Consider the following 18,529-nt stretch of genomic DNA (forward strand, 5'->3'; position numbering starts at 1 on the left):
GAATGCGACCGTGTTCCAACCTTCGATCGGACGACATTTTTCCTGACCTACGTAATGCGCCCAACCGCCACCGTTAACGCCTTGGCAACCGCACAACATCACGAGATTTAAGATTGAACGGTAAATCGTGTCTGAGTTAAACCAGTGATTAATACCAGCCCCCATGATGATCATGGAACGCCCTTCTGTATCGATCGCATTTTGCGCGAACTCTCTCGCAATTTGAATGACTGTCGCTTGTTTCACGCCAGTGATCTTTTGTTGCCAAGCCGGTGTATATTTCGAATCTGCGTCGTCATAAGATTGTGCTTCTAGTTCATGGTTAAAACGCTTGATACCATATTGACTCGCCATCAAATCATAGACCGTTGTCACTTTAACGCTTGAGCCATCTGCGAGTTGGATCGTTTGTGTCGGAATCGGACGTTCGAAGATGCCATCACCGTCACTGTCAAAATACGGAAACTGCATTGTTTCAAGTGCATAGGTTGAATCCACCATCGTCATAGCTGGATCAATCGGTGTGCCATCATCCGTTTCCAATTTCAAGTTCCATTGTTTGCCTTCTTCCCAACGTTGCCCCATCGTGCCGTTCGGTACTACATAACTTTGGCTGAGTTGATCTAAAATGACAGGTTTCCATTCATTATTTTCACTGTCCATACCTAAATCGCTCGCACGTAAAAAACGACCTGCTTTATAGCCATTGTCATCTTCATCTAACATGATGATAAATGGCATGTCGGTATATTGTTTGGCATATTTAATGAAGGTTTCGTTCGGTTCGTCTTGATAATATTCTTGTAAAATGACATGCGTCATCGCTTGAGCAACCGCTGCATCAGTACCAGGATGTGGTGCAATCCAGTTGTCTGCGAATTTCACATTTTCCGCATAGTCCGGCGCAACAGAAACGACTTTCGTTCCTTTATAACGGACCTCAGTCATAAAGTGGGCATCTGGTGTACGTGTGAGCGGTACGTTCGAACCCCACATAATAATGTAAGAGGCGTTATACCAGTCACTGGATTCAGGTACGTCGGTTTGTTCACCCCAAATCTGCGGTGATGCAGGTGGTAAATCGGCATACCAGTCGTAGAAACTCAACATTTCCCCACCGAGTAAGTTGATGAATCGTGCACCTGCTGCATAACTGATCATTGACATTGCTGGGATTGGTGTAAATCCAGCGATACGGTCTGGACCTTCTTTTTTAATCGTATATAAAATTTGTGCTGCGATAATGTCTGTGACATCGCGCCAATTCGATCTGACGTGGCCCCCCATGCCGCGTGCTTCTTTGTATTTTTTCGCTTTCGTTTCATCTTCAACAATAGACGCCCAGGCTGCGATACGGTTACCGTTATTTTCTACGAGTGCTTCGCGCCATAAATCGAGTAAAACCCCTCTGATATAAGGATATTTCACACGTAACGGACTATATTCATACCATGAGAATGACGCCCCACGCGGACATCCTCTAGGTTCAAACTCTGGCATATCTGGGCCACAGCTCGGATAATCGGTCTGTTGGTTTTCCCAGGTAATAACCCCATTTTTCACAAATACTTTCCAAGAACATGAGCCAGTACAGTTCACGCCATGTGTCGTACGGACCACTTTGTCATGGCTCCAGCGTTCACGATACATTTTCTCCCATTCTCGACTCTTACTATCTAATACTGACCAGTTTCCATTAAATTTTTCAGTCGGTTTGAAAAAGTTCAATCCAAATTTTCCCATCTATATGTCCTCCCATTAAAAGGCTAAACGGCGATTGACGTTTGTAATTGCGTACTCCGTGTTGTCTTAATTTCATTGTATGTTTTTTCACAAGTAAGAGGTATTAGGGAATTACCTAATTGGATAGGGAGAACCCCTGATTTTTATAATAAAAACCTAGAAATCATGTTTTAGTGGGTAAAATGAGGACTTTGATCGCAAAGCTGCGGAGGCTAAAAATATCAAATTGGTATATTTTGAGGAATAAAAAACACTCTTCTAAGTGTAAAACACGTAAAAGAGTGATAAAGGGATGACACTATGCTGTTTTTTTCATTTTATGTACAATAAGGAGCACTGCAATGACTATGATATAACTGATGATAGCAAAAATGGATGTATCTACACCGTAGCCACCGCCTGTAAACAAAGGATGATTTGTATCCATAATATATTGAACAAAACCGTAGTTCTCTTTTTCAGTAGTGATATGGATAAGGTCACTCATATTCCAAAACATATGTATGATGCAGCTGGCCCAAATGGAATGATACAAATAAGCAGTGACACCAAACATGATGCCTACCGTTGTTCCAGCTATAATTAATAAGAAAAATTCTGTAGCCGAAGAGATGCCATTTAAGATATGTACGAGTCCAAATAAAAAGGATGGTACAACAATGGCTACAACAATGTTGGCCTTGTCTTCGATGTATTTAAGTAGAACCCCTCTGAACATCGTTTCTTCAACAATCGGCGCGATGATACCACCTATAAATACAATTTCAATAAACATTTTGAAATATTCAACACCATTGTCTAAATCAGTCATCACAAATTCACCTGGCACGAATAGGACCGTGCTACCAATCACAATGATAGGTGCTAAGATAGCTAAGCCGAGTGGTAATAGATAAATTCGGAAATGATTAACTCGAAAATAGGCTAAATCCTTTTTCAAACCTTTATTCACAAATAGCTTAATGAGTAGTAAAGCAACAACTCCATAGGTTAAGCCATGTAGAATGTACTCTAAACCACCCATATGAATGAAGTTCCATAACTGTCCTAACACCTGAGATAAAATGACAAGTACTAATAATACAAAAAATACACCAATTATTTTTAATACATTGATTAAAGCTTTCATTTTTTGACTCCTCCAAAATGATTTAAGGAGACTTATGTATTAGTTAAAAATAGAAGAAAGTGTGCCAGCTAGAATTAACGCTAAGATGATTACGACCCACCATTTTTGTGAAGTAAATTCCCAGAAGTTCATTTCATGAGATACTTTTACCGTTTCATCATTTTTAGATTTTAGTTCTTTGCCAGTAATTAATTGGTCTAAACTGACATGAAACAATTCACTTAATTTCACCAGCGTTTGTACATCTGGTTCAAGCGTTCCTTGTTCCCATTTAGAGATAGTCTGTCTCGTAGTATTGAGTTGTTCTGCTAATCCTTCTTGAGTGAAGTCCATCTCTTTTTTATACTTTCTAATATTCTCTGATAGTTTCATAGATAAGTCCACCTCCCTTTCAACGTATCAAATCGTCATGTCACTTGCTGCATGTATTTCGGTGCACGGTGTCACTAAATACGTGCATGCTTGTTTAACGATGTCGCTCAAAAGCTGTCATTTCGATTTGCATCATGTTATTTATGTCATATGTTATGTGAGCTAGTAGGTACGCACGATGCCTTCAGACAAACCGAAGTCTACCCCGTACAATATATCGAATTACGATTGCATACTAGTATATTGGTGAATTTTAGAAAGTGTATATTCAATGTTTACCTCACTTTCATAAGCAAATGACAGACGAATTGTGTTCGATTCACCCCCGTATATATAGGACCCCTCAAAAAAAGCCGTTACTTTATCGTAGCGGCTTGTTCCTTATCATTATCCATCTTTTGAATGTTCTTCAATAAGTTGATTTGTAATTAATTTTGAAAGTGCTTTGGAGCCTTCGTATTCAAGGTGAATACCATCGTATGCAAAGTATTTCGGATGGCCTTCTGACGCTTTGTACCAATCTACCACATGAACGTTTTGATGTTGTTTTGCTGCGGCGTGCATGAGTTGGTTCACGTGTTGCTCGTAATCTCGTGGCACTCGTACCGTCACGAGATAAATATTTGCCTGATCTACATGTTGCAATAATTCTTCTAATTGATCTTTGGTAAAGTCACCATTTGTACCGAGTTCTAATACGATATCATCATCTGAAGTATTATAGTCTTGGTATTGTCCTTCAATTAGGTCGCTTGCCTCAATCAATTGTCGTCCTACCTTACCATCAATCGTCGCATTAGACACCTTATCTTGGAATACAGCGCCGATATCAACCATGACAGAGTCACCGATTAACAGCGGACTTAAATCATCTGGTTGTACTTTATCCTCTTCATCCTCATCTTTTGTTGAAGCAGTTTCTTCTTCATTCTCTTTATGATCTTTCGTCGCATGTTTCGTTTCATTATTTGTAAAAGTGGACTGATGTTGAACCTGGTGTGCAGCTCCTTTTTCATCAAAATATCCACTAAACAGCATAATCGTTGGTGCTAATAAGAGTAATGCAAGTAATAATCGCAATGTTTTCTTATACTTAAGTGGATTTAACGAGAATGATTTCAAGCCATTTTTTCTAATTGGTTTTTCAATAAAGCGATATGAAAACTCAGTCATCACTATCATTAACGCTATATCTATGAAATAAGCATAGAACGGGATTTGTCCATTAACGAAATGACTATGTGTGAAGACTATAACTGGATAATGCCATAGATATAAACTGTATGACCGTTTACCTATGTATACAAACAAACGATTCCCGAGTAGTTTCGCAAAATAACCCGATGGATGGACAGCACTGGCAATTATAAATAATGTTAAGAATGAAATAACATAAAATCCGCCTTTATAAAGCCAACCATCTTCGTTACTGATTGTGAAAAAGAGTACGACAAGCGCTACTAATCCTGCGAGACATAGCACATCAATGAAGCCTTTTAACGATGGTGCAACATTTTTCCGCAAACGAAACGGAGGCCAAATCAACGATAAGAGCGCCCCTAATAACAACGTTTGTAATCTCGTATCAGTGCCGAAATAGACACGTGAATTATCCCCTTGAAAATCAGAGAGTAAGATCATGAGTTCAAGAGATAATAGTGATACCCCAAGCAAAGTTATAAATGTGATTTTTTTATCAGTAAATTTTAAGAAAATCAGTAAAATAATAGGATAAAATAAATAGAATTGTTCTTCTATCGCAAGTGACCATAAGTGTTTGAGAGGGGCGATATCGAATTGGTTAAAGTAATCTACATCTTGAAAAATATACCACCAGTTCGATACATAGACAACTGCCGCAAGCACATCCTTTTTGATGTCTAAGATAATACTAGGTTCAAACACGATGGTGTAAGTGAGCACGATAGCCAATAAAAAGAAGATAGCCAGAATCAGTCGCTTAATTCTGCCGCCCCAAAATGAAAGTAAATCAATCGTCCCTTCCCTATCAAATTCAGAAATTAATAGTGAAGTAATCAAGTAACCCGAAATAACAAAAAATGTATCTACACCTAAAAAGCCACCCGGCAACCATTGTGCGTTTAAATGGAAAATGATAATCGCTAATACCGCGACTGCCCTAAAACCATCCAACCCTGGTAAATACCGATGGCTATACAATCGTTTAGATCTACTCAAGTTTTCATGAGTCATAGAGAAACCATCTTTCTTTTTTATTTTTCTACTGTACGCAAAAACCAAGAGCCAAATCATTCTATTGTTTAAAAAATGAGTTCAACTTATTAACTATCCATCCAAGTAGGATCAAACTTTTACAAAATATTACTCTCAAGTTAAAAATATAACAATTGTGTTACATAAACAATACTATCAAATTATAAATGTTACGCCAACATTACTAGACGTTTTTCTCAAAAATATTTTGTTTTTACAAAGATTTACAGAATTGTAAATAAGAATATATATTTAATTTATAGAAAAACTATTTTAAACATGTAATACTATAAACGTAATATTAATTAATATAGAAAGGGAGTAACATATGAAAGCATTTTTTAATAAAGCAAATCGGTTTTCCATCAAAAAATTAACAATTGGTACAGCCTCAGTGGTAATCGGCAGTGTGTTATTTTTAGGATTTTCAGGAGAGGTTCAAGCCTCAGAACAATCAGATGAGGTCACAAGTGAACATTCAGATCAAGGGACAGATGATCTCAATGAAGACACTGACTCAACTGATGCAGTAGACGAAACATCTCGTGAAAATGGAGAAACACAACCAAACGAAGCAGAAAACGAAGCCATTCCCCAATCCGAAGCAAACACAGATACACCACAAGCTGAGGACACTGAAGCACATGAAGAAGTAGAAGAAGTTCCTTCAGAAGGCGAAGATGCGGACAACGTAACGACTGGACAAGAAGACACACAAGACGATAGTGAGACTGACGCACCTCAAGATAATCAAAACGAAGCAGATGAAAGTGATGAGGCAGCCGCTTCAGCTTCAAATGAATCTAAACAAGACGATACAGAAGAAGCACCAGCAGCTGAGAAAAAAGACGCAAGCTCAAACGAGGACGACCCTCAACTCAATGAAACTACCGCTACCGATGTCCACGAACAACAAATAGACCCACTACGTCAAAAGGAAATCGAAGAGCTTGAGCACGAAGAATCCGAAGTCACTGTTGATGACGAAGATGCAGATAACGAAGAAGCTCAACTTCAAAAAGAAATTGAAGAGCTCGAACACGAAGAATCCGAAGTTACTGTTGATGACGACGACGAAGATGATGAAGAAGCCCAACGTCAAAAAGAAATCGAAGAACTTGAACACGAAGAGTCTGAAGTTACTGTCGATGACGATGATGATGACGACGAAGAGACGCAACGTCAAAAAGAAATCGAAGAGCTCAAACATGAAGAATCTGAAGTTAATGTCGATGACGACGATGCAGATAACGAAGAAGATGATGCAGACGACGAAGAGGCCCAACGTCAAAAAGAAATTGAAGAGCTCGAACATGAAGAGTCTGAAGTCACTGTCGATGACGATGATGCAGAAACAGGCGAAAACAATGATTTTGAAACTGATACGAAAGATGCTATCCTTAGTGCTAATCATACCAATTTAAAAGCACATCAAGATGAATTAAATACTTACTTAGCAGAAAATCACATCAGTGAAAAGACGATCCAATATATTAATGAAAACTGGGATAATATGAACGATAAAGCAATCTATCAAGCCATTCTTAAAGATTTCAATGATAAAACGAACAAATATAAAACATTTGCAACGACTCCTACTACCAGTCGCTCACGTGCAACGGATGCGATATCTAGAGAGGCAGCCCCTGAGAAAACCATGGACTATACAGTCGAAGAAGGCGACTTTTTAGGTGGCATTGCGGATAAATTTGAAACGTCGACTGAACATTTACAAGAACTCAATGACATCCCGAATCCTGACGTCATTCATACTGGGCAAGTGTTGAAAGTGCCAGATCACTCAAACGCTGAACCCCCCTGAGCCTCCAGCACCTGAAGCACCTCAAGTCAAAGATTATACCGTAGAGTCAGGAGATACTTTGAGCGGTATTGCTGGAAAATTTGATACTTCTACAGAGCACTTACAAGAGTTGAACCATTTACCTAATCCGGATCAGCTCGATGTAGGTCAAGTACTCAAAGTCCCTGATACTGGCGCAGCTGAGCCTGTAACGCAACCGCCTCAACCTGAACCTGGTAACGATGCGCAACTCGTTACGATGGACCAATTACAACGATTTGGTTGGAATGCTGAAGATCTCAACGAACATTTCTTAAATGACTTAAATCATGCACTTCATCGATATCAAATCAATACACCTCCGCGCATCCAACACTTTATGGCTCAAGTGGGAGAAGAATCCTCGTTAGGTCAATTCAGAACAGAGCTTGTTGATGGCACAGGCTATGAAGGGGTGGAAGAAATTGGTAATACACAACCTGGTGATGGACCGAAATATAAAGGTGGCGGCTACATTCAACTTACTGGAAGAAGTAACTATACTGCTTTTTCTCAATCTATGGGTGATCCAGAAATTCTAAATCAAGGTACCAATTATGTAGCGGAAAACTATCCATGGTCTAGTGCAGCATGGTTTTGGGACAGTCGAAACATCAATAGCACTGTAGATAATGGTGGCAGTGTCGCTGATGTAACGCAAATTGTAAACGGTGGGCAAAATGGTTATGATGAACGTTTACGACTATACGAAAAAGCAAAAACGATTTTTGTATAACAGCTCTACGTTTTAAAAAAACACAAAAGTACCCCATTTACATCCCCCGAAAGAGAGGTTGGAACTTGATTAAGTTCCAACCTCTTTTTTTATATTCTGCTCTATTTGCCGCATGATTTTTTACATATTTAATTTTTTATATTGCATAGCAATCTTTTTATGATATAATTGAAAATAATTATCAATTACGATACAACTGAATAGGAGGATTTTTTATACATGAAGAAAGTATTGGGCTTTATTTTGTGTCTCGTGTTAATTTTAGCAGCATGTAGTAACAACAGTAACGACAAGGAAAAATCTGAGGATACGAAAGAAAGTAAATCAGAAATGAAAACTTTCAAACAAGCGGATGGTAGTGAAATCGAAATTCCTAAAGATCCAAAACGTATCGTCGTATTACACCCAACTTACATTGGTGCACTCGTGAAGTTTGGTCATAAACCTGTTGCTATCGTCGATTTCGTTAAACAAAATAAAACGTTAGATGAAGCAACTAAAGATATTAAACGTATCGGCCAAGGGGATATCGAACAAGTCACAGAAGCAAAACCGGATCTCATCATTACAACAAAAGAAGATAAAAATGCGAACAAACTTAAAAAAATTGCACCTACTGTTCTCATGGATGCGATGAAATCGGATTATAAACAATCAACAAAAACACTCGGTGAAATCGTTAACGAAAAAGATAAAGCTGAGCAATGGATTCACGATTGGGAGAATAAACTAGCGAAAGATAAAGACGAACTCGGCGATAAAGTTAAAGGCAAAACGATTTCTGTCATCCAAGAAACACCAAAAGGTATCACAGCATTCGGCACAAACCATGGTCGTGGTACGGAAATCGTCTACGATGGTTATGGTATGAAACAACCCGATCGTCTAGCTGAAGAAACGAAAAATGCGTATATGGTCACACCTTCTGAAGAACAATTAGCTGAATATACAGGAGATTACATTATTCTCGGTACTACAGGTCCAAAACCTGAATTCACACAAAAAGAAAACTGGAACAATCTAGAGGCAGTGAAAAATAACCATGTCATCGATATGGACTTATCAAATACACAATATAATGACCCACTTTCTTTAGAAAAACAAAGAGACATTGTCTTCAAACAATTAAAAGAAATGAATTAAATCCATTAAAAAACAGGCTGGGGGTGACTTCCCAGCCTGTTTCGTTTGTCCTATCGTATGAGGTGCCTTATTTATTAGCGTCATGTACGTAATCGATCGCATTCATCCATAGCACATGACCGAGTAATTCTGATAAACGTTCTTCTGGTGGCATTTGTTCAACTGGAGGTGTCAATTTAAGTTTAGGAAGTACAAATTCGTGGAAAATCACGTGAATCGCAATTCCGAATAAAGAACCTCTCAATTTAGTCACTGCAGAAGATTTTTCAGCTAGTAATGCATAAGCGAAAGCATTCGCAATTGAAAAGCCATAGTGCACACCCATAGTTGTGACAGGAATTTCATTATTGTTATACGTAACTGTTAAATTTTGAATGTCTTCTGGCACTCCAAATTTTTTCAACATTGTTAATGGTGGTGGTTCTTCGTTTCTTTCAGGTGTTCTTGGTGGTACAAGGCTTTCCCAACCCATTTTTACTGCACCGCCTAAAAAACCACCGAATAGACCAGTAACAATAATACGTTTAGTTGTTTTATTCATACTTTCCACCTCTTTTTCTTATAATATTGTTATACCCGGAATTAGGCATTTCAATACTTAAATTTTAATTTTTATCATTTTTGCAAAGTTAAAATAACTCCGCTTCTCAGTCACGTTTATGGAGCCCCCTTTTATATCTATCAGTGCCCGCAATCCACGTCATATTAAAACAAAATCCCACAATACGAATAAAAATTTAAAATAATGTTCAATATTATCTTAAAAAATATATTGATAATTCTTCTCAATAAGTATATATTTAAGAAAATATCACGCATCATCATACAGAAAAGAGGAATTTTCATGATTGAAAGTACATTTGTTTTAGGGATGACTGGACCAACCGGCCTCATCATTATCAGTATCATCGCACTCATTCTCTTCGGCCCGAAAAAGTTACCTCAATTTGGACGCGCGATTGGCTCAACGTTACGTGAATTCAAATCAGCGACCGAACACATCACTGACGACGATGAAGAATCACTAGACACACCCAGTACAAAATCATCCAAACAACGACGCGACAAGTAATTTAACCCTGCTTAATCATTTCTGTGAGTTACGCTCACGTCTCATTAAGATCGGTGTAGCGTTCGTCATTGCGCTGCTCGCCGTCTATATTTCATCGCATTGGTGGATGGATACGTTTATACACGCCATTACACAACACGACATCGACTTACACGCCTTCAGTTTTACAGAAATGATCCAAATTTATCTCATGATCATTTTATTCTGCACGTTATGTGTGGTCTCACCCGTACTCTTTTACCAACTGTGGGCATTTATCGAACCTGGATTGAAAGCAGTCGAACGTCAATTTGTTTATAAGTATAGTTTTTTATCTGTGTTATTATTTCTGACTGGCATCGTCCTCGCTTACGTCGTGATTTTTCCACTCATCATTCGATTTTCACTGAATCTTTCACAACTCATGTCAATTCAGCCTGTCATTGGATTCAAACAATATTTGACCGAGCTGTTGCGTTGGCTCTTATTTTTTGGCATCATCTTCCAATTGCCTATTCTATTTATAGGTCTCACCAAGATCGATTTGATCGATGCGCAAATGTTAAAGCCTTACCGAAAATATGTCTACTTCATTTGTTTTGTCGTCGCAAGTCTCATCGCACCGCCCGATCTTTTTCTCAATATATTATTGTCACTCCCGCTCATCTTATTATTTGAACTCAGCATGTTCGTCATTCGTTTTACCAAACCTAACACGTGAAAAAGAAATCCTTACATATCGGATACAAAAAGAGGTAGGATACACCCTTGGATGTGTACTACACCCCAATAGTTAGAATTTTAGTCCAACTTTTGGGGTGCACATCAATGTCCTACCTCTTTATATTTTTATGAATTAAATCATGTCAATCCATCACTGTTTGTCATTTTTTACGTCTAAACAGGTAAACCCCACCTACTAAAATAAGGAAGAGTGCCTGTGCAGCGATGGTTTCTACCGTTGGATAAAATCCAATCCAGCTGAGTGTCGGCACGTGTTCTAGACCATGGCGTGGCACAATATTAAGTAATTGTAGTTTTTGGACACTCATGCCCAACATTTTGAAGGCCATGACGAAGAGAATCACTGTCAACACTCTGAAGATATAATAAATCGGTATTAATTTAACGATAAAGCGATACAATAATGCAAAAATAGCAAGTATCACGAGCGCATAAGCAATCCCTAACGCAAACTGTGTCCCTTTAATCTCACCGATCATACCCATGTAAAAGACGATGACTTCAACGCCTTCTCTGAGTACAGTAATTAAGCCAATCGTACCTAGTAAGAGTAAATTACGATTTTTAATCGCATTATCATACATTTGTTGAATCATGTCATTCCAGCATTGTGCTGAAGAATGACGGTGCATCCATAAACCGACGACAAACATTAAGAACACTGCGACAAGGCCTAACGCTGCTTCCATCCCTTCACGGAGCACGCCACTATCGCCTAATAAGCGTATAAAGAGAAATGCGAGCGCTAAACTAATCACTAAACCAGTGACAGCACCACCAAGGACACTCGCTGTACCTTTACGATAGTCCATTTGTCGCGTCATCGTTGTTAACGTCATCACAATGAGTAGCACTTCTAATCCTTCACGAAGGAAAATGAGCGCCACATCCCATGACGTATAACCTTGTTTACCAACTGTTTCAGCGATTTCTTTATTAATTGTAGTTAAACCGTTTTTCACTTTAGCTTTGTTGTCTTCATTCAAGATACTTTGATAATACGGAATTCGGTTTTCAATTTTATTATACAGTCCAATGTTTTTCGTTTGGATTTGACCTTCGACATACGGCCAAATACTGATAAACTGACCGAGCGCTTCGTCAGCATCATCTGGCTTATTGTTATCGATGCCACGTAGTGCTTTATCGAGTTGCGTATTTAAATCTGAGGCATGATACTTGCCGTTATTGGATTGTGACGGAGATTGATCGGCTTGATCGATCGCACCTTTAAAGTTCGTCCAAGCTGACTCGACTTTCTTCGTATTTAACGGTTCCTTTTCAACCGCAACTCTTAACTGCATTAACGCTACTTCGATTTGTCCATATTGGCCCATATCTTTATTTCTGATGACCGTTTCATGACGCGTCCAAGTAGATTTTAACTTACTGTTGATTTGTTTCAACTGAGCTTGATCTTTATCTTCAATCGCTTGTTGAATCGGTCCACTCTGTTGATCGATTAAATGCTGTAACGTTTTAATTTCTTCCGTGTGATCTGATTGATTCAAACTATCCTCATACGCAATCAATGCTTTCGTGAGTTCTGAAAGTTGCGCTGTTTGGTCTGCGGGTTTCGCTTGATCATCTAATTTATCCAGTGCGGATGTCACGCGTTTTCCTTCTTTAGAATCTTTGACCTGCAGAGCATCAACCTGTGATTTAATCTTATCGATGTCTTGTTTCGTCTCTTTAGAAGCTTGGTCAGCATCTTGTAAGGTAGATTTTGCGTCAGTGATTGAGACATACACCTCACTAAAGTCAGCTTCTGCAGCTTGAAGTTGCGGTGCTCGAACCATAAACAATACGAGTGCGACCATGACGATTTTAATCAAATAATGTTTCACCTAGATAACCTCCCTTCTTAACCCCGGGAAGCATCAGGAATAATCCAGAACCACGATGAGTGATGTATTCATTCAACTTATCTTTCGAGCCTAAACTATTTTGAATATCGATAAATTGTTGCGGACTTTTCTGGAAAGAAATGAATAACAGCCCGGTATCATAGTTCCCCGTCGCATCATCTGTGCCTCGCATATAGTTATACGCACGGCGAAGAATTTCCGTCTTCGCTTCTCTCGCTAAACGGGCATGTGCATCTGTAGGTATGACATATTCTCCACTCGCATCTTTCGCAGATAAATCTAGTGTGTCATATTCGTCTTTTTTACCTAGAGGCGCGCCTGAAGCACGATGTCGTCCAAACGTCGCTTCTTGTTCTTCCAAGGCTGTACGATCCCACGTTTCAATATGGATCTGAATCTTTCTCAAGACACAATATGTACCATATGTCGCCCATCCGTCATCTAAAAATACATAGTCTTTATAGCCTTCAGTATCTCTTGGATTCTGTGTCCCATCTTTAAACGCCATCAAATTTCGAGGTGTCTCGTTCCCTTTTCCTGAGATAAATCCAGTTTCCGACCATTTAATTTGCACGAGATCTAAATACGGTCGTATGAGGTTATGAATGGCGTGGAATGCGACTTGTGGATCGTTGGCACACGCCTGAATAAAAATGTCTCCGCCTGTAATTGCTTTGTCCAATTGGTCGTTAGGAAAATGAGGTAGATCTTTAAATGAGTGCGGTATTTTAGATTTTAACCCCACCTTTTTTAAAAATGTCTTACTCACCCCGAACGTAATCGTTAACTTGCTGGCATCTAGACCAATCGATTCCCCAGTATCAACAGGTGGCAATAAGGTATTGCTTGAAGTTTTCCCTATCGTGTCACCTTGCATCATTTTAATCGTGCTTTGCGTCCACGCTTTGAACATGTCTTTAATCTTCGCTTTGTCATGTTGCTTTAATTCTAGTACCGCTAAGTTGATATTTTTCTGATGCGGTGTCGTGATACCCGGTTGTACTTTGCCATAGAATTGATAAGCCTCATTCGCTTCATCTTCAGGTGTTTCAAACATCGATTTGAACGTAAAGAGGCTCCCAACACCTGTCGCGCCGATCGCAACACCAGCGCCACCGATGCCTAACATTTTCAAAAATGAACGTCTTGAATAAGTCGTATCATGTTTGTTGTTATCTTGGGTCATTCTGTAACCACAGCCATCTGACTTAATGGTTCACCAAGTTCGTTGACTGCGTTTGCAAGTTCTTTCTTCTGGTCGTCATTTAATTCTGTATAGTCGATGTAACCACCGTCTTTTTTATATTGATCTAACAGTTCATTCACTTTATCAAATTTTTCTTTGATATTTTGGCTTAAATCTTTATCTTTTTTATCTAACGTTGGTTTAAATAGCTCGTAAATTTTTTCTGCACCTTCGATGTTAGCTTTAAAGTCATATAAGTCCGTATGAGAATAAATTTCTTCTTCACCTGTGATTTTAGATGTAGAAACTTCATTTAATAAGTCCACTGAACCTTGAACCATTAATTTAGGTGTAATGTCTAACGTATCTGTCTTCGCACGTAGTTCTTTGACATCTTTAAGAAGTTGGTCAGCGTCTTGTTTTGTCGTGTCTGTAATCTTTTGATCTTCATAGAGATCTTTCTCTATCTTATGATAACCGCTCCATTCGTCTTCTTTATTTTCCTCTTTCATATCGGCAAGACGTGCATCAATCTTAGGATCTAAATCGCCAAATGCTTCAGCAACAGGCTCTGAACGTTCATAGTACATACGCACATTTGGATATAGTTTTTTTGCTTCTTCCATGTCATCATTTTTAATGGCTGTGACAAATTGCTCAGTTCCCGTTAAGAATTTGTCTAATTCATTATCCGTAAATGCTTTGTATTCTTTCGTCGCTTTTTCTAATTCGGCTTTATTTTCACTATTACTTTTCGTCGCAGTTTCTTCTTTATTTTCTTCTTTCGGATTCTCTTCTTTGTTGGTGTTCCCACAAGCTGCTACTAAAAGTGACGATGATAATAAAAGCGTTGCTAATTTCTTCATAATGTTCACTCCATAAGTAAGATTTATAACTATCGAATAAGGCCCTGTTCACTATTAATGACGTGTTAACTTATGTGAAATCAGCAATTTCATGTTTTAATGTTGCTCAATATCATCTTATTATGTGCCAATACGTTCATAATATTAAACAGTATTGCTCTACTGATAATCATTTTCAATCATTATATGCCTATGGTTGAAGCCTGTCAATATGCTTTTAAGTGGCAAAGTGGTGGGAAACGAGCGAATTTGAGATATGTCATTCAATTGTTAAAAATGGGGTACTATTTGCACACATTTAATGCTATATTTTTATTAATTAACATCAACGATATGGATTTAAAAAGAGGAAAATGGCATTCGACGGAGAGGAAGAAACGAGATGAAAAAATGTATATTTTGTAATGAGATTCATGCAGAACACATATTAATGGAGACCTTTCATTTTCAAGTCGTTCTTGATATCGATCCCATCCAACAAGGTCATTTACTCATTATGACAAAAAATCACCTACGTCATATCGCCGAACTCTCTGAAGAACAGCTGTTAGAGCTCGGTCAATTAGAACAGCGCTTAATTGGCATTATTGAGCATAACTTTGATGTGCTCGGCGTAACTATCGCTCAGAATAACGGAAATGCGATGGATCCGGCTGCGCATTTTCATGTTCATGTCATCCCGCGTTATACAGAAGATGGTTTCTGGAATGAAGTGACACCTCAGCCCCACCCCTTAGACATAGAGAAACTGAAAAACTTGATGGAGTTGTTTTGAAGTTTAGCTATGAGTTTAATGATTACAATAATAATAGGAAGAAACTGAGATTTTATTTAATTACATTCACAAACTAAACCAGGACCTTACAGTGTGTAAAATATGAATTTCAGATGTTAATATGTCACATAAAATTTTATTTTGTTATTTTATAATTTAAATATATGATTATGTACATCTAGGTGGTATAATGATGAAAGTCGCCTATATTTCTCTACGGCGAAAATTAGCGGTAGAGAGGAGGTGCAGACATGATAGATATACTTAGTAATATCGCAATCACTGCTATTAGTGGTTGTATTGTCACATGGTTCGCATATTGGCTTAGCAACCGTGACAAGAAACAATAGGCGAATAAGCCACACTAAAAAACCCCTCACTACTGGAGATAGTGAGGGGTTTGGTGCAAAAATGTAGATATACTTATGTTTCATATTATAACGCATTGTAGACTACAATGCAAACTAATTTTGCCAATAGTAGCACAATTTAAATATAAAGTAGTCATAAGTGGTTTAGGTATGTGTAAGCTTATAGATATTATAATGATCCAGTTTGGAAGTTCTTTTGTAATTATATTTTTCACCTTGTCTATATTTTAGATTACAAGAGGCGGGAAAGCATCACTAGAATCAATCGGAAAAATATTTCTATAAATATTATTTTAATTTTGATAGAACTACGTACTAAATCTATTAAATCATGTTATATTTTAAATAGAAATCAAATCATTTAAACACCTTGTGTGAACGAATTATTTTTCCAAATACGAAATGAAGCCAACCTAACAATGAAGAACGGACATATTCATAAAAATCGATTTAAAGGAGTTTATATGAAAAAATCATTTAAAATCATGGGTTCCGTACTTATCATTTTGATTATCATAATTGTTTTAGTGGGGATCAACTTGTATATGTATCAAAAACATGAAGAAGAAAAAATACGACATGCAGTCCATCACGTCTTCAAACAAAAAGGTTGGGAAGATAAGGTGAAAAGTGAAAAGAATATCTTCACGTATATTACTGACTATAATGACTTAGAAGTTACTTTTAAAGATGAACCTTATAACGCCTACACGTATTACTTTGATGAAAATGGGAAAGTGACAGGCGCTGGTATTTTAAAAGACGAATACAATAAAAAACCGAAACATTATAAAAAATCATATGACATCGATTAAAAAACAATTTGAGACGTTAAGCATGCATCACTTAACGTCTCGCCTTTTTAAAATTCTATTTTTTGGTATAGTCGTGCACATAACCGTGTTTAATCGTTTGATGCACCTGTACCTCATCATCAACAATCACAAGATCAGCATCTTTGCCTATCGCGATACTCCCTTTTCGATCATCCATTTTGAGTACTTTAGCTTGGTTAAGACTTGTTACAGGCCATAGTTCAGCTAAAGATTTCCCGGTAAATCTCATTAAATTCTGAAGTCCTTCATTCATTTTCAATATACTTCCAGCAAGGGAACCTGTTTCTAGATGGGCTTCGTGATCTTTGACAATCACTTTTTGTCCCCCGAGTTCATATTCACCTTCTGGCATACCTTTTGCGCGCATGGCATCTGTAATCAAATAGAAGTGATCTGGTCCTTTGTGTTGATAGGCTATGTTAATTGAAGTGGGGTGAGAATGCACTCCGTCTACAATCAGTTCCGTGTTTAATCGTTCATTTTCCCAAGCTGCGCCAAATAGACCCGGATTTCTATGATGGAAGCCGACGCCTGCATTATATAGATGCGTGACATGTTGTACACCTGCACGCGCTGCTTCATTCGCTTTATCAAAGTCTACTTCTGTATGTCCCATTGAAAAAATAACTTCATCTTTCAAGGACTTAATCACTTCTAAAGCCCCTTCCACTTCGGGAGCAATTGTCACAATTTTAATCAAACCGTCAGCTGCCTGTTGATACTGATTCAATAAGGCTACCGTTGGGCGTTGAATATAGGCTGGATTTTGCGCGCCGATTTTATTTTCTGAAATAAATGGTCCTTCTAAATGGACGCCTACGATCTCTGTAGCCTGTCCTGCTTCCTGATGTTGATCATAGTGACTAATATTTTGCAGGGCACGTTCTATCGCATCTTGTGACTGAGTCATCGTTGTAGCCAAAAATGATGTTGTTCCTTCTGACAATAATTGTTCAGCCAGATGTTTCAAACCATCATAAGATGCATCCATCGCATCTTCTCCATAGCCCCCGTGAATGTGGATATCGATAAATCCCGGGAGTATATGTCGTCCCTTTGCATCTAACGTCGGAAGATCACCTGTATAGGGTCCAGGTTCTATCGCACGAATCTGCCCATCATCGACAATGATGTAACCCGCTTCTATATGCGTTTCTTCTGTATATATGACACCATTATTAATTACATAAGTCATAGGATACCTTCTTTACTTATTATTGTATCGCTTATTCATCGTCTTCATCTGTGGAACTGAGTAATGCATTAATATGCACGACTCCTTCTTGTGCTTTTGCGACATAATCGGGTTGTTCTCCTAACATTTGACCATTGATGTAACTCACAATCATCGGTAAATTCATACCTGCATATACATCATACGTAGCGCCTGTCATGAGTTGTTTTGAAATGACGTTTGCTGGTGTGCCTCCTAAGAGATCAGCAAAGATCGTCACGTCATCATCTGGTTCAATGTGTGCCTTCAGTTGACGTTCAAAATCTTCTGGCCCTTCTTCAGGTAATAAAGAAACGGTGTAGATTTGGTCTTGAGGTCCAAGTATCATTTCTATACTGTTTTTCATACCTTCACATAATGTGCCGTGACTTACGAGAATTAATTTTTCCATTTGGTGTGA

Annotated in this window: 18 protein-coding genes; 8 read left to right on the plus strand and 10 right to left on the minus strand. The window is 38.2% G+C overall.

Annotated elements, in window-relative coordinates; all coding sequences use genetic code 11:
• From APS80_RS03795 to APS80_RS03810, 4 genes are all read right to left on the minus strand, one after another.
• The coding region (locus APS80_RS03795) for a molybdopterin-dependent oxidoreductase (RefSeq protein ID WP_157064346.1) at window positions 1-1,743 on the minus strand (1,743 nt) is incomplete at its 3' end.
• Between the two features lie 298 nt (window positions 1,744-2,041).
• Window positions 2,042-2,872 carry a CPBP family intramembrane glutamic endopeptidase gene (locus tag APS80_RS03800; RefSeq protein WP_059106960.1) on the minus strand — a complete coding sequence of 277 codons (831 nt, stop codon included), beginning with the start codon at window positions 2,870-2,872 and terminating at the stop codon, window positions 2,042-2,044.
• A 39-nt stretch (window positions 2,873-2,911) separates the two neighbouring features.
• On the minus strand, window positions 2,912-3,244 hold the full coding sequence (locus tag APS80_RS03805) for a helix-turn-helix domain-containing protein (protein WP_059106961.1): 333 nt from the start codon (window positions 3,242-3,244) through the stop codon (window positions 2,912-2,914).
• A 387-nt stretch (window positions 3,245-3,631) separates the two neighbouring features.
• Window positions 3,632-5,458, minus strand: coding sequence for an acyltransferase family protein (locus APS80_RS03810; protein ID WP_059106962.1), 1,827 nt, complete (start codon window positions 5,456-5,458; stop codon window positions 3,632-3,634).
• A 349-nt stretch (window positions 5,459-5,807) separates the two neighbouring features.
• Between APS80_RS03810 and APS80_RS03815 the strand changes: the two genes are divergently transcribed.
• The 3 genes from APS80_RS03815 to APS80_RS03825 all read left to right on the plus strand — a co-directional run bounded on the left by APS80_RS03815 (window position 5,808) and on the right by APS80_RS03825 (window position 9,198).
• A complete protein-coding gene (locus APS80_RS03815; protein ID WP_059106963.1) occupies window positions 5,808-7,301 on the plus strand; it encodes a YSIRK-type signal peptide-containing protein in 1,494 nt (497 codons plus the stop codon).
• 58 nt (window positions 7,302-7,359) lie between these two features.
• On the plus strand, window positions 7,360-8,055 hold the full coding sequence (locus APS80_RS03820; protein WP_059106964.1) for a LysM peptidoglycan-binding domain-containing protein: 696 nt from the start codon (window positions 7,360-7,362) through the stop codon (window positions 8,053-8,055).
• 219 nt (window positions 8,056-8,274) lie between these two features.
• A complete protein-coding gene (locus tag APS80_RS03825) occupies window positions 8,275-9,198 on the plus strand; it encodes an ABC transporter substrate-binding protein (RefSeq protein WP_059106965.1) in 924 nt (307 codons plus the stop codon).
• 67 nt (window positions 9,199-9,265) lie between these two features.
• On the opposite strand, the gene APS80_RS03830 is transcribed toward APS80_RS03825, so the two are convergent.
• Entirely contained in the window at window positions 9,266-9,739 is a 474-nt protein-coding gene (locus tag APS80_RS03830; protein WP_059106966.1) for a DUF1440 domain-containing protein, read from the minus strand.
• A 303-nt stretch (window positions 9,740-10,042) separates the two neighbouring features.
• On the opposite strand from APS80_RS03830, the gene tatA reads away from it, so the two are divergent.
• Both tatA and tatC read left to right on the plus strand, forming a co-directional pair.
• Window positions 10,043-10,270: a twin-arginine translocase TatA/TatE family subunit gene (tatA, locus tag APS80_RS03835; RefSeq protein ID WP_059106967.1), complete on the plus strand. Its 228-nt coding sequence runs from the start codon at window positions 10,043-10,045 to the stop codon at window positions 10,268-10,270.
• 7 nt (window positions 10,271-10,277) lie between these two features.
• Window positions 10,278-10,970 carry a twin-arginine translocase subunit TatC gene (gene tatC / locus APS80_RS03840; RefSeq protein WP_083498158.1) on the plus strand — a complete coding sequence of 231 codons (693 nt, stop codon included), beginning with the start codon at window positions 10,278-10,280 and terminating at the stop codon, window positions 10,968-10,970.
• Window positions 10,971-11,133: 163 nt separating this feature from the next.
• Here tatC and APS80_RS03845 read toward each other — a convergent pair whose 3' ends face one another.
• Genes APS80_RS03845 through efeO form a run of 3 tightly spaced genes read right to left on the minus strand, consistent with a single transcriptional unit; the run spans window position 11,134 to window position 14,913 of the window.
• On the minus strand, window positions 11,134-12,840 hold the full coding sequence (locus tag APS80_RS03845) for an FTR1 family protein (protein ID WP_059106969.1): 1,707 nt from the start codon (window positions 12,838-12,840) through the stop codon (window positions 11,134-11,136).
• Window positions 12,821-14,047 carry an iron uptake transporter deferrochelatase/peroxidase subunit gene (gene efeB, locus APS80_RS03850; RefSeq protein ID WP_059106970.1) on the minus strand — a complete coding sequence of 409 codons (1,227 nt, stop codon included), beginning with the start codon at window positions 14,045-14,047 and terminating at the stop codon, window positions 12,821-12,823. The genes APS80_RS03845 and efeB overlap by 20 nt, the downstream gene beginning before the upstream one ends.
• A complete protein-coding gene (gene efeO, locus APS80_RS03855; RefSeq protein WP_059106971.1) occupies window positions 14,044-14,913 on the minus strand; it encodes an iron uptake system protein EfeO in 870 nt (289 codons plus the stop codon). The genes efeB and efeO overlap by 4 nt, the downstream gene beginning before the upstream one ends.
• Window positions 14,914-15,295: 382 nt before the next feature.
• Between efeO and APS80_RS03865 the strand changes: the two genes are divergently transcribed.
• The 3 genes from APS80_RS03865 to APS80_RS03870 all read left to right on the plus strand — a co-directional run bounded on the left by APS80_RS03865 (window position 15,296) and on the right by APS80_RS03870 (window position 16,874).
• Window positions 15,296-15,688, plus strand: coding sequence for an HIT family protein (locus APS80_RS03865; protein WP_059106973.1), 393 nt, complete (start codon window positions 15,296-15,298; stop codon window positions 15,686-15,688).
• A gap of 251 nt (window positions 15,689-15,939) precedes the next feature.
• Window positions 15,940-16,038 (plus strand): type I toxin-antitoxin system Fst family toxin, encoded by a 99-nt coding sequence (locus tag APS80_RS10715; protein ID WP_111724826.1) that lies wholly within the window; start codon window positions 15,940-15,942, stop codon window positions 16,036-16,038.
• 485 nt (window positions 16,039-16,523) lie between these two features.
• Window positions 16,524-16,874, plus strand: coding sequence for a DUF3139 domain-containing protein (locus tag APS80_RS03870; RefSeq protein ID WP_059106974.1), 351 nt, complete (start codon window positions 16,524-16,526; stop codon window positions 16,872-16,874).
• 55 nt (window positions 16,875-16,929) lie between these two features.
• Here the strand turns inward: APS80_RS03870 and nagA are convergent, their stop codons facing one another.
• Together nagA and APS80_RS03880 are read right to left on the minus strand one after the other, a co-directional pair.
• Window positions 16,930-18,090: an N-acetylglucosamine-6-phosphate deacetylase gene (nagA, locus tag APS80_RS03875; RefSeq protein ID WP_059106975.1), complete on the minus strand. Its 1,161-nt coding sequence runs from the start codon at window positions 18,088-18,090 to the stop codon at window positions 16,930-16,932.
• A 31-nt stretch (window positions 18,091-18,121) separates the two neighbouring features.
• The gene (locus tag APS80_RS03880) at window positions 18,122-18,520 is read right to left on the minus strand and encodes a PTS sugar transporter subunit IIA (protein WP_059106976.1); all 399 of its coding nucleotides are present in this window, start codon (window positions 18,518-18,520) and stop codon (window positions 18,122-18,124) included.
• Between the last annotated feature and the right edge of the window lie 9 nt (window positions 18,521-18,529).

Origin of the sequence: Staphylococcus auricularis (assembly GCF_001500315.1) — a bacterium.
In the GTDB taxonomy this organism is placed as follows: Bacteria; Bacillota; Bacilli; order Staphylococcales; family Staphylococcaceae; genus Staphylococcus; species Staphylococcus auricularis.

Coding starts and splice junctions, on each gene's coding strand:
- APS80_RS03815 (WP_059106963.1), top strand. CDS start 5,808: ATGAAAGCATTTTTTAATAAAGCAAATCGGTTTTCCATCAAAAAATTA.
- APS80_RS03865 (WP_059106973.1), top strand. CDS start 15,296: ATGAAAAAATGTATATTTTGTAATGAGATTCATGCAGAACACATATTA.
- APS80_RS03810 (WP_059106962.1), bottom strand. CDS start 5,458: ATGACTCATGAAAACTTGAGTAGATCTAAACGATTGTATAGCCATCGG.
- nagA (WP_059106975.1), bottom strand. CDS start 18,090: ATGACTTATGTAATTAATAATGGTGTCATATATACAGAAGAAACGCAT.
- APS80_RS03830 (WP_059106966.1), bottom strand. CDS start 9,739: ATGAATAAAACAACTAAACGTATTATTGTTACTGGTCTATTCGGTGGT.
- tatA (WP_059106967.1), top strand. CDS start 10,043: ATGATTGAAAGTACATTTGTTTTAGGGATGACTGGACCAACCGGCCTC.
- efeB (WP_059106970.1), bottom strand. CDS start 14,047: ATGACCCAAGATAACAACAAACATGATACGACTTATTCAAGACGTTCA.
- APS80_RS03880 (WP_059106976.1), bottom strand. CDS start 18,520: ATGGAAAAATTAATTCTCGTAAGTCACGGCACATTATGTGAAGGTATG.
- APS80_RS03805 (WP_059106961.1), bottom strand. CDS start 3,244: ATGAAACTATCAGAGAATATTAGAAAGTATAAAAAAGAGATGGACTTC.
- APS80_RS03870 (WP_059106974.1), top strand. CDS start 16,524: ATGAAAAAATCATTTAAAATCATGGGTTCCGTACTTATCATTTTGATT.
- APS80_RS10715 (WP_111724826.1), top strand. CDS start 15,940: ATGATAGATATACTTAGTAATATCGCAATCACTGCTATTAGTGGTTGT.
- efeO (WP_059106971.1), bottom strand. CDS start 14,913: ATGAAGAAATTAGCAACGCTTTTATTATCATCGTCACTTTTAGTAGCA.
- APS80_RS03800 (WP_059106960.1), bottom strand. CDS start 2,872: ATGAAAGCTTTAATCAATGTATTAAAAATAATTGGTGTATTTTTTGTA.
- APS80_RS03825 (WP_059106965.1), top strand. CDS start 8,275: ATGAAGAAAGTATTGGGCTTTATTTTGTGTCTCGTGTTAATTTTAGCA.